Here is a 13,540-nt window from a genome sequence, read left to right on the forward strand (position 1 = left end):
CGACTCCGGCCGGCGCTTCAGCGGCCCGGCGGCACCGGCTTGCCGTCCACGGTGTCGAGGAACCGCGGCGGTTGCCAGGCTTGCGCGTGCTGCTCGAAGCCATAGGCGATCGCGATCAGCGTCGGCTCGCTCCACTTCGCGCCGAACAGCACGATGCCGACGGGCAGGCCATGGGCGAAGCCTGCCGGCACGGTGATCGACGGATAGCCCGAGACGGCCGCCGGCTGCGAGGCGCCGCCCACGGTCGGGTCGCCGCTGACGATGTGGTCACCCAGCACCGGATCGGTCATGAAGGCCGGCCCCCACGACGGCGCCAGCAGCGCGTCCAGATGTTGCGCCTGCAGCGCCGCATCGATGCCTTGCGGGCCGGACAGCCGCTTCGCCCTGGCCAGCGCATCCACGTATGCCTTGTCGCCGAGCGCGCCCTTCTTTTCCGCCTGTTCGAACAGCTCCTGGCCGAACCACGGCATCTCCTCGCTGGCGTGCGTGCGGTTGAACGCGATCAGGTCGGCCAGCGTCTTCACGCCGAGGCCTTGCCGGGTGGCGAGGTAGGCATTGATGTCGTGCTTGAAGTCGTACAGCAGCACGGTGATTTCCGGGGCGCCGAGCTCGGCCAGGTGCGGCAGCTTCACCGGGTCGACGATGATCGCGCCCTGCGCCTTCATCAACGCGATCGACTCTTCGAGCACGCGATCGGCATTCGGCTCGGCCCCGGCCAGCTGGCGCACCACGCCGATGCGCTTGCCCTTCAGTCCGTTCGGATCGAGGAACTTCGTGTAGTCGGTGGCGTGCCTGTCCGCGTCGCGGGTGGCCGGATCGCGCGGGTCGCTGCCGGCGATCACCGAGAGCAGGGCCGCGGCGTCGGCCACGTTGCGCGCCATCGGGCCGGCCGTGTCCTGGCGGTGGCTGATCGGCACGATGCCGCTGCGGCTGACCAGGCCCAGGGTCGGCTTGATGCCCACGATGCCGTTCATCGCCGCGGGGCAGATGATCGAACCGTCGGTCTCGCTGCCGATCGCCACCGTGGTCAGCCCGGCCGCCACCGCCGCCGCGGAGCCGGCGCTGGAACCGCAGGGATTGCGGTCGAGCACGTAGGGATTCTTGGTCTGCCCGCCGCGGGCGCTCCAGCCGCTGCTGGCGTGGTTGGAGCGGAAGTTCGCCCACTCGCTGAGGTTGGTCTTGCCCAGGATCAGCGCGCCGCTCTTGCGCAGCCGCTCGACCAGGCCGGCGTCTCGCGGCGCGGGCGCGCCGGCCAGCGCCAGCGAGCCGGCCGTGGTCAGCATGCGGTCGCCGGTGTCGATGTTGTCCTTGAGCAGTACCGGGATGCCGTACAGCGGGCCGCGCTTGTCATGAGCACCGCGGGCTGCGTCCAGCGTGCCGGCCAGTTGCAGCGCATCGGGATTGGTCTCGATCACCGCGTGCAGGCTCGGGCCGGCGCGGTCGATCCGTTCGATCCGTTGCAGCAACTGGCCCGTCAACTGGCGGCTGTCCAGCGTGCCGGCCTCCATGCGCTGCTGCAGCTGATCGATCGAGGCGTAGGCGGTGTCGGCGGGCGGCGCCGCCGGAACTTCTGCGGCCAGCGCCGGGCCGGCGAGCAGGGCGGTGACGAGCGCGGCGAGATGGACGGCTGAACGATTCACGGTAACCCCCGGTCTGGTGGAAGCGGCTGCTGTCGCAAGGCTGCAGCTTAGCGCCGCTGCGGCTTGGACGTCGCGGCGGCGCGCGTACAATGGGCGGATGACCAAGACCCGTCGCCCGCTCCGTCCCCGCTGGTTTGCCGTTGCCTCCCTGTTTGCATTCGCGCTGATCGGCGCCAGCGCCAGTCGCGCCGCCGACGCGCCGGCGATTCCCGACACCTTGCAGCAGCGCATCGCCGCCTGCACCAGCTGCCACGGCGTGCACGGCGAAGGCACCCCCGGCAGCGGCTACTTCCCGCGGCTGGCGGGCAAGCCGGCCGCGTATCTGGCGCGGCAGCTGCAGGACTTCCAGAACGGCCTGCGCAAGTACGCACCGATGGAATACACGGTGCGCCAGTTGCCGCCGGCGTACATCCGCGAGATCGCCGAATACTTCGCGGCGCAGCAGGTGCCGTACAGCCGCTCGCCGCTGCCACCGGTGTCGGCGGCGGCGCTGCAGCGTGGCGAGGAACTGATCGGCAAGGGTGACCCGGCCCGCAGGATTCCCGCCTGCAGCAGTTGCCACGGCAGCCAGCTGACCGGCGTGGAGCCGTCCACGCCCGGACTGGTCGGCTTACCGTATGACTACCTCAGCGCGCAACTGGGCTCGTGGCGCACGCATACCCGCTCCACCGTGGCGCCGGACTGCATGGCCACGGTGGCGAGCCGGCTCAGCGCCGCGGACATCACCGCGGTGGCCGCCGCGCTGGCCAGTCGCGAGCTGCCCGCCGACACCCATGCGCAGCCGGCCGGTTCGGTGACCCCGCCGCTGGCGTGCGGGGTGCTCGGCGCCACCGGGGACGACTCATGAAAGCGCTGCGTTGGCTGCTGCTGGCGGTCGTGCTGCTGATCGTGGCGCTGCTGGCCTGGTGGTGGTTCGGTGGCGGCCATGCGCCCACGCCGCGCTCGGCCAGCAAGGTTTCCGCGGCCACGCTGGCGGACCCGCAGTTGCTCGCGCAAGGCCGGTACCTGGCCATCGTCGGTGACTGCGCCGGCTGCCACACCGCCCAGGGTGGGGCGCCGCTGGCCGGCGGTCGGGTGATCGTCACGCCCTTTGGCGACATCCCGGCGCCGAACATCACGCCCGATCGCGAGACCGGCCTGGGCGAGTGGAGCTTCGAGGACTTCTGGCAGGCGCTGCACGCCGGCAAGGGTCGTCACGGCGAGCTGCTGTATCCGGCCTTCCCCTACACCTCGTATACCCATGTGAGTCGCGACGACGCGCTGGCGATGTTTGCCTGGTTGCAGTCGCTGCCGCCGGTGCACCAGCCCGACGGCAAGTCGTCGCTGGCCTTCCCGTACAGCGTGCGCAACAGCCTGAAGGCCTGGCGCGCGCTGTACTTCCGCGAAGGCGGGTACACGCCCGACCCGGCGCGATCGGCCGAGTGGAATCGTGGCGCCTACCTGGTGCAGGGACTGGGCCATTGCAACGAATGCCATGCGGCCCGCGACTCGCTGGGCGGCACGCCGGCGGACGTGCACCTCACCGGCGGCCAGATCCCGGTGCAGAACTGGTACGCGCCGGATCTGAGCACCCGCCGCCACGGTGGCCTGGAAGGCTGGAGCGCACAGGACATCGTCGACCTGCTGAAGAACGGGCAGTCGGCGAAAGGCGCAGCCTTCGGGCCGATGGCCGCGGTGGTTTCCGGCAGCACCCAGCACATGAGCGATGCCGACCTGCAGGCGATCGCCAGCTACCTGCAATCGCTGCCACCCCGCGCCGCGGCCGCGGAACAACCCGTGCTGTTCGATGCCAAGGCGCTGACCGAGCAGGGCGAGAAGGTCTACACGCAGCATTGCGCGGAATGCCACGGCAAGCGCGGCGAAGGTGTGGCCGGCATCTATCCGCCGCTGGACGGCAACTCCTCGGTGACCGAGCCCAGCGGCATCAACGCCACGCGGATGGTCCTGCTCGGCGGCTTTGCCCCGGCCACCACGGCGAACCCGCGGCCGTACTCGATGCCGCCGTTCGCGCAGCAATTGAGTGACCAGGAAGTGGCCGCCGTGGTGACCTACCTGCGCCGCAGCTGGAGCAACCAGGCTTCGATCGTGCGCGCCGAGCAGGTGCGGGCTTCGCGGCACACGCCCGTCGATTGACCGGCCGGCTCAACCGCCGGCGCGAGCCGCGCGGTAGTGCGCGGCCAAGGCCCGCCACGGCACGATGTCCCAGTGCCCGCGCGCCTGGCCGGACGGGGAGGGCAGCACGAACAGCCGGGTCTGGCCCAGGGTTTCCTCCTGCATGCCGTAGCTGACCGCGTGGCCGAGCGCGGCGCGTGCCGCGTTCTTGCTGGTGAAGGCGAGCAGGCGCGGGGCATGGCGTTCGATCCTGGCGCGCAGCGCCGGCACGTCGAAGGCATCGCGTGGCAGGTCGGCGTCGTTGCCGCTGTGGCGCTTGGCCAGGTCGGTGAGGCCGATGCCGTAGCCCGTCAGCAGCGGGAATTCGGCCGGTGCCAGCAGGCGGGGCGTCAGCCCGGCCTCGAACAGGGCGCGCCAGAACAGGTTGCCGGGGTGGGCGTAGTAGGCCCGTTCGGCGGCCGAGCGCCGGCCAGCCGCGGTGCCGCAGAACACCAGCGCCAGGCCCGCTTGCAGCAGGTCGGGCAGGATGGGATCAGTCCGTCGCGGCATGGTCGTCGAGCAGGAAGTCGGTGAACTGGAAGCGTTCGTCGCGCAGCACCGACTCGCCGCGGCGCAGCTTCAGCGGCTGGCGGAACAGCGGGCCGGCGTAACTGAGCGTGTGGAATTCGCCGCGCTCGCCGCAGGGATCGACCCCGGCCGGCAGCGCGTCGAGCAGGGCCGCGTCGTAGTCGCGGCCGCAGAAGGCGGCGTCCAGCTGCCGGGTGTCCACGCAGCACAGCGCGGCGCGATGGCCCTCGCTGACGAAGCGCCGCGACAGGGTCGCGGTGTCCTCGCCCCACAGCGGGAACACGGCGCGCCAGTTCTCGCGGCCCAGCTGGCGCACGCGGTAGTCGCGCACGTCCTCCAGGAACAGGTCGCCGAAGGCGCAGTGGCGGATGCCCGGCCAGCGCATGCGTGCCTCGACCAGCGCCTGCGCATGGGCCTGCTCGTAGGCCTCGTTGCTGCCGGGCCAGTCCAGCATCACCTCGAGCACCGGCAGCCCCAGCGCATCGGCCTGCGCCAGCAGCACTTCGCGCGGGGTGCCGTGCATGGCCACCCGCTGGTAGTTGCGGTTGAGCGTGGTCAGCAGCCCGACCAGCTGCCATTGCGAGTCCGCCCGCAACCGCTGCAGCGCCAGCAGGCAGTCCTTGCCGCCGCTCCAGGCCAGCAGAATGGGTGTCGTCATGCGTTCAGCTCCGGGGGAGGGCGGATGTCCATTTTGCGTCATCCGCGCCGGCAGGGCGGATTCCATGGCGTGGTTCATCGACAGCCCGCGGCCGCACCGCTATAAAGATGCTCTGTCCGGGGAGTATGCAGTGAGCGAAGAAATCCTGATCAACGTGACCCCGCGCGAAACGCGGGTCGGGGTGGTCGAGAACGGCATGTTGCAGGAAGTGCACGTCGAACGGGCATCGAAGCGGGGCTATGTCGGCAACATCTACAAGGGCCGCGTGCAGCGGGTGATGCCGGGCATGCAGGCGGTGTTCGTTGAGATCGGACTGGAGCGCGCGGCGTTCCTGCACGCCTCGGACATCGTGCGGCCCGCCGCGGCCGACGGCAGCGAAGGCAATGGCCACGGCCATGTCCCCTCGATCAGCGAACTGGTGCACGAAGGCCAGGAGATCGTGGTGCAGGTGGTCAAGGACCCGATCAGCAGCAAGGGCGCCCGGCTGTCGACCCACCTGTCGATCCCCTCGCGCTACCTGGTGCTGCTGCCGTATGCGCGCACCCTGGGCATCTCCGCCCGGATCGAGGACGAGGCCGAACGCCAGCGCCTGCGCGACGTGCTCAATCCGCTGATCGGCGAAAATCCGTTGGGCTACATCGTGCGCACCAATGCCGAAGGGCAGAGCGCCGAATCGCTGGCCTTCGACGTGACCTACCTGGGCAAGGTCTGGCGCGTGGTGCAGGAGAACATCGCCAAGGCGAAGCTGTGCGAACGCGTCTACGAAGAACTGTCGCTGCCGCTGCGCAGCCTGCGCGACATGCTCAACGACGACATCGAGAAGGTGCGGGTGGATTCGCGCCTCACCTTCGACAACGTGGTGAAGTTCGTGCACAAGTTCATGCCCAGCCTGGACGACCGCATCGAGCACTACGACGGCGAGCGGCCGATCTTCGACCTGTACGGCGTCGAGGACGAGATGCAGCGCGCGCTGAAGAAGGAGGTGCCGCTGAAATCCGGTGGCCACCTGATCGTCGACCAGACCGAGGCGATGACCACGATCGACGTCAACACCGGCGCCTATCTCGGCTCCCGCAACCTGGAAGAAACCGTCTACCGCACCAACCTGGAAGCGGCGCAGGCCGCCTCGCGGCAACTGCGCCTGCGCAACCTGGGCGGCATCATCATCATCGACTTCATCGACATGGTCGACGAGGAGCACAAGCGCCAGGTGCTGCGCATGCTGGGCAAGGGGCTGGCGCGCGACCACGCCAAGACTACGGTCTATCCGATGTCGGCGCTGGGCCTGGTCGAGATGACCCGCAAGCGCACCACCGAAAGCCTGGCGCGCCAGCTCTGCGAACCCTGCCCGGCCTGCAACGGCCGCGGCCTGCTGAAAACCGCCGAGACGGTGACCTACGAGATCTTCCGCGAAATCACCCGCGCGGTGCGCCAGTTCAACGCGCAGCAACTGCTGGTGATGGCCAGCCCCGCGGTGGTCAACCGGATCCTCGAGGAGGAGTCCAGCGCGGTGGCCGAACTGGAAGAGTTCATCTCCAAAAGCATACGCTTCCAGGCCGAAGAGCATTACTCGCAGGAACAGTTTGATGTCGTCTTGCTGTAAATCCGGCGGCTGCACCTCCGGCCTGGATCGCCGCGCGTGAACGTGTCGTGGCAGCGGCGGCTGCATCGCTGCGCCCGCGCGTCGGGCTGGGTGGCCGGGATCGCGCTGATCCTGCTTGCCGTGGTGGCGGCGCTGGCGCAGCTGTTGCTGCCGCTGCTGGCGCGGCATCCGGAATGGGTGGCGGCGCAGCTCGGTACGCGGCTGCAGCGACCGGTGAGTTTCGATTCGATGGAAGGTCGCTGGACGCCGTCGGGCCCCGAGTTCGTGATGCACGGGGTGAAGATCGGCGCGGCGGCGGGCCAGGCCGGCGCCGTGCTGCAGTTGCCCGAGTCCGAGCTGAAATTCGATTTCGGCGGCTGGCTGTTGCCGTCGCGGCACCTGATCAACCTGCACGTGCGCGGCCTGCAGCTGGACCTGCTGCGCCAGGCCGATGGCTGGCATGTCAACGGCATCGGCGTGGCCGGCGGCGACCAGCGCCAGCCGCTGTCGCTGGGCCGGATGTCGGCCGACCTGTGGCTGGAGGACCTGCGCGTGTCGGTCACCGACGCGGTGCTGGACAAGCACTACACGCTGCTGTCCAAGCAGCTGCGGCTGAGTCACCAGGGCCACCAGCTGCGTTTTGGCGGCGTGCTGCGACGTGAGGGCGTCAACGCCGCCGTGCGCAGCGCCGGCCGCTTCCGCGAGGATGGCAGCGCCGGCCAGGTCTGGGTCAGCGTCGACGGCGCCGAACTGAAGCCCCTGCTGGACGGCATCGACATGGGCGGCTACGCGGTGCAGCAGGGCCACGGCAAGCTGAGCGCCTGGATGGACTGGCGGCAGGGCCAACTGACCCGCAGCCTGGTCCGCTTCGACCTGGACACGCTGGCCGTCAGCGCGCCCGGCGACGGCCAGGCCAGCGTCAGCGCCCTGCACGGGCTGGCCGGCGTGAATCAGACCGCTGATGGCTACGAACTGCGCTGGGCCGGCGACGACGGCAGCGCGCTGGCGATGAGCCTGCACCAGCCGGGCAGCGCCGGGCTTGCGGTGAACGCGGTCGCGCGCAAGTTGCAACTGGCGCCGCTGCTGCCCTGGCTGGCGCTGAAGCCCGGGCTGGCGCCGGCGCTGTCGCAGTGGCTGGGCAAGGGTCGGCCGCATGGCGTGGTGGACCGGCTGCGCCTGCAGTGGAGTCGCCGCGCCGGCCTGCGCGCGCTCGATCTCGCCTTTGCCGAGGTGGGCATCGAGGCGGTCGGCAAGCTTCCGGGAATCAGCCGTCTGGACGGCCAATTGCGGGGCGACGCCGAAGCGCTGTCGCTGACCCTGCCGAGCCAGCCCACCACGCTGAATTTGCCGCAAGCCTTCCACCAGCCGTTTGCGCTGTCCTCGCTGGGCGGCACGCTGGCGTTCTGGTCGCAGGATGGCCAGTCGCACATCGGCGTCGACGCGCTGGACTTCGCCGGTGCCGGTTACGCCGGGCAGGCCCGGGGCGAGCTGGTGTTGCCGGCCGGGGGCGGTGCACCGTTCCTGGATCTCTACGCCAGCCTGGACCACGCCGACGTGACCGCCGCCCGCCAGTTCTGGCCGCTGTCGATGTCGCCCGGCACCGTCGAGTGGCTCGATCGCGGCCTGCTGTCGGGCCGACTGGACGAGGCGCAGGTGCTGGTGCGCGGCGACCTGCACGACTGGCCGTTCCGCCACAACGAAGGGCGCTTCGAGGCGCGCGCGATGATCAGCGACCTGACCCTCGACTACGGCAAGGACTGGCCGCATGCCGAAGGCATCGACGCGGTGGCCAGCTTCATCAACGGCGGCATGCTGGTCGAGGCCAGTGGCGGCCATGCGCTGGGCGTCAAGACCGAGCGCGCGGTGGCGCTGATCCCGGATTTCGGCGACCCGCTGCTCGACCTCAACGTGCAGGGCAGTGGCAGCGGCGCCAGCCTGATGGAGTTCGTGCGCAAGAGCCCAATCGGCAGCCGCGAAGCCGACACGCTGGCCAAGCTGAAGCTGGGCGGCAGCGGCAGCTTCGGCTTCCACCTGGTGCTGCCACTGAAAAAGGACGAGGGCGCCACGCCGCAACTGGACGGGCAGGCCCGGCTGAAGGACGCCGACCTCAGCGCGCCGGAGTGGAACCTCCAGCTGGACAAGCTCAACGGCCCGCTGAAGTTCGACCTGCACGGCATGCAGGCCGGTCCGCTGGACGCCGGCTTCCGCGGCCAGCCATCGAAACTGCAGCTGGCCATTGCCGGCGCCAACAGCGATCCGGCCACCGTGCTGTCGGCGCAGTTGCAGGGCAACTACCGCATCGACGAGCTGGTGGCGGACTACCCGACGCTGGACTGGCTCGGCAAGTTGTCCGACGGCCGCAGCGCCTTTGACATCGGCTTCAGCATCGCCCATGTCGCCGGCAGCGACGCGCTGAGCCAGACCCTCAGCGTCGATTCGCCGCTGCAGGGCATCGCGCTGAACCTGCCCGCGCCGCTGCACAAGCCCGCCGCGGACGACCTGCCGCTGCACCTGACGCTGACCCTGCCGATCGCTGGCAGCGCGCTGCGCTTCAGCCTGGGCGACACCTTGCGCGGTTACCTGCGACTGGCCGACGGCGACCAGCGTCCGCTGGCCGGCACCCTGGCGCTGGGCACGCAGATGCCGACCACGCTGCCCGATCGCGACCTGCGCATTCGCGGCCACGCCAGCCAGCTCGACGTCACCGGCTGGGTGCAGCACGTGGCGGCGGGCAGCGGCGGTGGCGGCCCGGGGCTGGAAAGCCTCGACATCAGCACCGACCAGGCCGAGTGGTTCGACAGCCGGCTGGGCCCGCTGAAGCTGCAGGCCAAGCCGCAGCCCGACCTGCTCAGCGTGGACGTGGACGGTCCGGCGATGGTCGGCAACTACAGCGTGCCCACGCGCGAACTGGACAAGCGCGGCGTCACCGCGCGACTGGCCCGCATGTACTGGCCCAAGAGCGCCGCGCCGGAGACCACCGCCGGCAAGCACAAAGCCGCCGGCAAGACGGTGGCGGCCACTCCGGCCGCGGCGCCCGCCACACCCGTCGTGCCGCCGCCCGACCCGGCCAATACCGGGGTCAATCCCGCCGCGCTGCCGCCGTTCCATGTCTGGGTGGGCGACCTGCGCCTGGGCGACGCGAAGCTCGGCGAGGCGCGGCTGGAATCCTGGCCCACCGCCGACGGCATGCACATCGAGCAGCTGCGTGCGCTGTCCAGCCGGGTGCAGATCAACGGCAGCGGTGACTGGAACGGCAACGCCAGCTCCAGCCACACCCACATGCGGATCAACTTCGCCGCCGAGGACCTGGGCGACATGCTGGGCGCGCTGGGTTTCGACGGACTGGTCAATGGCGGCAAGACCCGCGACCAGCTCGATGCGAGCTGGCCGGGTTCGCCCAGCGGGCTGTCGCTGGCCACCATGGACGGCACGCTCAGCATCCAGGTCAACGACGGCCGCATTCCCGAAGCCGCCTCGCCCGGCGTGGGTCGGTTGCTGGGACTGGTTTCGCTGGCCGAACTGCCGCGCCGGCTCACCCTGGATTTTGGCGACGTGTTCGGCAAGGGGCTGGCATTCGACTCGATCAGCGGCGACTTCAGGCTCGCCGACGGCAACGCGACCACCGACAACCTGCGCATCGAGGGGCCGGCCGCGAACATCAGCGTGACCGGTCGCACCGGCCTGCGCAGCAAGGATTACGACCAGCAGATGCTGGTGGTGCCGCATGTCGGCAACAGCCTGCCGCTGGTCGGTGCGGTGGTGGGCGGCCCGATCGGCGCGGCCGCGGGCTTCGCCGTGCAGGGCCTGCTGGGCAAGGGCCTGAACCAGGCCGCCAGCGCCCGCTACAAGATCACCGGCAGCTGGGACGAGCCGGTGATCACCCTGGTCGAGAAGCACGGCGCCGCGGCGCCACCGCCCGCGCCCCTGCTCAACGCGCCGGCCGGCCAGCCGGCGGCAGCGGGCAGCGCGATCGCGCCGCCGACGACACCGCAGATCCTGCTGCCGCCCGCGGCCGCTGCCAGCGTTGCGGCGCCGGCGGTCTCTTCATCCGTGCAGCACTGAAGCGGCGGGCGGGTTTCAGGCCGCCGGATTGTCGTCGGCTTGCTTGCCCCGGAACGGAAACAGCTGCTGCTTCACGAAGCCGTCCGGCATGTAGTCGCCGACCACGCCGTAGCGCTCGGGAAACTTGTTCTTCGACTTCACCGCGGTGCCGAACAGGTAGTCCAGGAACGCGTAGTGCGCGGCGTAGTTCTTGTCGATCGCCTCGTCATCCGAGGCGTGGTGCCAGTGGTGGAAATCCGGCGTCACCAGCACGTACTTCAGCGGCCCCCACGGCAGGTGCACGTTGGCATGGTTGAACACCGCCTGGAAACCCACGATCAGGATGTAGCCGTTCATCGCCGCCTCGGAAAAACCGAGGATGTACAGCGGCGCCAGCACGCAGACGCGAGTGAAGATCAGCTCCAGCATGTGCTGGCGCGAGCCGGCCAGCCAGTCCATCGTCTTCACGCTGTGGTGCACCGCGTGGAAGCGCCACAGGAACGGCACCTCGTGATACGCACGATGCGTCCAGTACTGCGCCAGGTCGGCCACCAGCACGCACAACAGCAACTGCGGCAGGAACGGGATGTCGCGCACGGTCTGCTGGAAGTGGCTGCTGACCAGCCAGCCGAACAGGTGGTGCAGCAGGAAGTTCACCGTCAGCAGCGCCAGCCCCACGATGAAATGATTGACCGCGAAATGCTTCAGGTCGGTCTGCCACTCCTTGCGGAAAATCGCCTGGCCCTTGTACAGCGGGAACAGCTTCTCGATCACCACGAAGATCAGCGTCGAGCCCAGCAAATCCAGGATGAACCAGTCCAGCCCGATGTACGGCGTGTGGTCGGGGAACTCGCCCACCGGCACCCGCGAACCGCCCAGCGCCACCGCCGCGATCACCAGCAAGAAGGCCATGATGTTGAGGTTGCGCTGGCGGCCCAGAATCACGTTGCCCAGCGACATCCCGCCGGCCACCAGCAGCCCCACCAGCAGCACCTGGCGCAGCACGTCCACCGAATACTTGTGGCGCAGGTCCGGCGTGGTCAGGTACTGCGGAAAATGGAACGCCACCACCGCCAACAGGCACAGGAAGCCCAGCGACAAGGCGATCACGCCGCTGATCTTGCCCAGCCCCGGCTTCAGCTCGCCGTCGCGATGCAGCAGCTCGCGGGTCTCGGCCACCGGTTGCACGGCCCGCTCGATGGCCTCGCGGGCCGCCTCACGCTTGGAATGTTCGCTCACGGGTGATCCTTCACTGATGGGCCGACTGGCGTTGCCGCATGGTAGTGGAAGACGGCGGCGCAGGCTTTAAAGCGCGGCGCCACAGCCCCATGTGGGATAGTTCCGGAATTCCCGCAGACCGACCGCATCCCATGGATTCATTGATCGCCCTCGCCGAAAGCAAGCTGTTGTCCCCCGGCGGCATCGCCACCGGCGACCTCGACCGCGTGTTCGCCCAGCTGATGGGCCCGTCCATCGACGCCGCCGACCTGTACTTCCAGCATTCGCGCAGCGAGTCGTGGACGCTGGAAGAGGGCATCGTCAAGGACGGCAGCCATTCGATCGAGCAGGGCGTGGGCGTGCGCGCGATGTCCGGTGAAAAGACCGGCTTCGCCTATTCCGACGAGATCGTGCTGCCGCAGTTGCTGGAAGCCTCGAAGGCCGCCCGCGCGATCGCCCACGACGGCAACGGCGCCGGCAAGCCGCTGGCCTTGCACAACGCGCGCGCGCTGTATCCGGCGATCGACCCGGTCGAGAGCCTGCCCAACCCCGACAAGATCGCCCTGCTGCGCGAAGTCGACGCGTATGCGCGCTCGCGCGATCCGCGCATCAAGCAGGTCATCGTCAGCCTCGCCGCGACCATGGACACCATCCTGATCGCCGCCTCCGACGGCACCCTGGCCGCCGACGTGCGCCCGCTGGTGCGCATCAACGTGCAGGTCATCGCCGAAGCGAACGGCCGCCGCGAGCAGGGCTATTCCGGCGGCGGTGGTCGCTACGGCTACCGCGAACTGATCGAGAACGGCCGCGCGCTCGCCTTCGCCGACGAGGCGGTGCGCCAGGCCCTGGTCAACCTCGATTCCGTCGACGCCCCCGCCGGCCAGATGACCGTGGTGCTCGGCTCCGGCTGGCCCGGCGTGCTGCTGCACGAAGCGATCGGCCACGGCCTCGAAGGCGACTTCAACCGCAAGGGCAGCTCCGCGTTCTCCGGCCGCATCGGCCAGCGCGTGGCGGCGAAAGGCGTCACCATCGTCGACGACGGCACCCTGGCCGGTCGCCGCGGCTCGCTCAGCATCGACGACGAAGGCACCCCGACCGAGTGCACCACCCTGATCGAGGACGGCATTCTAAAAGGCTATATGCAGGACAAGCTCAACGCCCGCCTGATGGGCATGGCCCCCACCGGCAACGGCCGCCGCGAATCCTTCACCGCGCTGCCGATGCCGCGCATGACCAACACCTACATGCTGGCCGGCCAGCACGATCCGCAGGAAATCATCCGCTCGGTGAAGAAGGGCCTGTACGCGCCGAACTTCGGCGGCGGCCAGGTCGACATCACCAACGGCAAGTTCACCTTCTCCGCCTCCGAGGCGTACCTGATCGAGGACGGCCGCATCACCCGTCCGGTGAAGGGCGCGACGCTGATCGGTTCCGGGCCGGACGTGCTCAATCGGGTGTCGATGATTGGCAATGATCTGGCGCTGGATGAAGGCGTGGGCGTGTGCGGCAAGGACGGGCAGAGTGTGCCGGTGGGCGTGGGGCAGCCGACGCTGAAGATTGATTCGATGACGGTGGGTGGCACCGCGTCGTAACTGGCGCGGCGCCGTAGGAGCGCACCCTGTGCGCGATGTTCTTGCTTTGCTTGTGGCATTCAGAGCGAAAAGCTTTCGTCTGCCTACGGCAGCCGAGCCACCTTTCTCTGAGTGGCCAGAGAAACGTGGC

9 protein-coding genes are annotated in these 13,540 nt (G+C 69.4%); 5 read left to right on the forward strand and 4 right to left on the reverse strand.

Annotated elements, in window-relative coordinates; all coding sequences use genetic code 11:
• Positions 1–17 precede the first annotated feature (17 nt).
• Positions 18–1,640, reverse strand: coding sequence for an amidase (locus ASD82_RS02450; protein WP_056714897.1), 1,623 nt, complete (start codon positions 1,638–1,640; stop codon positions 18–20).
• A 97-nt stretch (positions 1,641–1,737) separates the two neighbouring features.
• On the opposite strand from ASD82_RS02450, the gene ASD82_RS02455 reads away from it, so the two are divergent.
• Together ASD82_RS02455 and ASD82_RS02460 are read left to right on the forward strand one after the other, a co-directional pair.
• Entirely contained in the window at positions 1,738–2,487 is a 750-nt protein-coding gene (locus ASD82_RS02455; protein WP_056714900.1) for a c-type cytochrome, read from the forward strand.
• Positions 2,484–3,773, forward strand: coding sequence for a cytochrome c (locus ASD82_RS02460; RefSeq protein WP_056714904.1), 1,290 nt, complete (start codon positions 2,484–2,486; stop codon positions 3,771–3,773). Before ASD82_RS02455 ends, ASD82_RS02460 begins: the two co-directional genes overlap by 4 nt.
• Positions 3,774–3,782: 9 nt before the next feature.
• Here the strand turns inward: ASD82_RS02460 and ASD82_RS02465 are convergent, their stop codons facing one another.
• Positions 3,783–4,301 carry a mismatch-specific DNA-glycosylase gene (locus ASD82_RS02465; RefSeq protein ID WP_056714906.1) on the reverse strand — a complete coding sequence of 173 codons (519 nt, stop codon included), beginning with the start codon at positions 4,299–4,301 and terminating at the stop codon, positions 3,783–3,785.
• Entirely contained in the window at positions 4,285–4,977 is a 693-nt protein-coding gene (locus ASD82_RS02470) for an ATP-binding protein (RefSeq protein WP_056714908.1), read from the reverse strand. The genes ASD82_RS02465 and ASD82_RS02470 overlap by 17 nt, the downstream gene beginning before the upstream one ends.
• 130 nt (positions 4,978–5,107) lie before the next feature.
• Here ASD82_RS02470 and rng point away from each other — a divergent pair, with 130 nt between their 5' ends.
• Both rng and ASD82_RS02480 read left to right on the forward strand, forming a co-directional pair.
• The gene (gene rng / locus ASD82_RS02475; RefSeq protein ID WP_056714912.1) at positions 5,108–6,580 is read left to right on the forward strand and encodes a ribonuclease G; all 1,473 of its coding nucleotides are present in this window, start codon (positions 5,108–5,110) and stop codon (positions 6,578–6,580) included.
• A gap of 36 nt (positions 6,581–6,616) precedes the next feature.
• Positions 6,617–10,621 (forward strand): YhdP family protein, encoded by a 4,005-nt coding sequence (locus tag ASD82_RS02480; protein WP_056714915.1) that lies wholly within the window; start codon positions 6,617–6,619, stop codon positions 10,619–10,621.
• Between the two features lie 15 nt (positions 10,622–10,636).
• On the opposite strand, the gene ASD82_RS02485 is transcribed toward ASD82_RS02480, so the two are convergent.
• The gene (locus tag ASD82_RS02485) at positions 10,637–11,839 is read right to left on the reverse strand and encodes a sterol desaturase family protein (RefSeq protein WP_157599161.1); all 1,203 of its coding nucleotides are present in this window, start codon (positions 11,837–11,839) and stop codon (positions 10,637–10,639) included.
• Positions 11,840–11,970: 131 nt separating this feature from the next.
• On the opposite strand from ASD82_RS02485, the gene tldD reads away from it, so the two are divergent.
• On the forward strand, positions 11,971–13,410 hold the full coding sequence (gene tldD, locus ASD82_RS02490; protein ID WP_056714919.1) for a metalloprotease TldD: 1,440 nt from the start codon (positions 11,971–11,973) through the stop codon (positions 13,408–13,410).
• The last annotated feature ends 130 nt before the right edge of the window (positions 13,411–13,540 follow it).

Source organism: Rhodanobacter sp. Root179 (genome assembly GCF_001428465.1).
Classification (GTDB): domain Bacteria; phylum Pseudomonadota; class Gammaproteobacteria; order Xanthomonadales; family Rhodanobacteraceae; genus Rhodanobacter.

Coding starts and splice junctions, on each gene's coding strand:
- ASD82_RS02455 (WP_056714900.1), top strand. CDS start 1,738: ATGACCAAGACCCGTCGCCCGCTCCGTCCCCGCTGGTTTGCCGTTGCC.
- ASD82_RS02460 (WP_056714904.1), top strand. CDS start 2,484: ATGAAAGCGCTGCGTTGGCTGCTGCTGGCGGTCGTGCTGCTGATCGTG.
- ASD82_RS02465 (WP_056714906.1), bottom strand. CDS start 4,301: ATGCCGCGACGGACTGATCCCATCCTGCCCGACCTGCTGCAAGCGGGC.
- ASD82_RS02470 (WP_056714908.1), bottom strand. CDS start 4,977: ATGACGACACCCATTCTGCTGGCCTGGAGCGGCGGCAAGGACTGCCTG.
- tldD (WP_056714919.1), top strand. CDS start 11,971: ATGGATTCATTGATCGCCCTCGCCGAAAGCAAGCTGTTGTCCCCCGGC.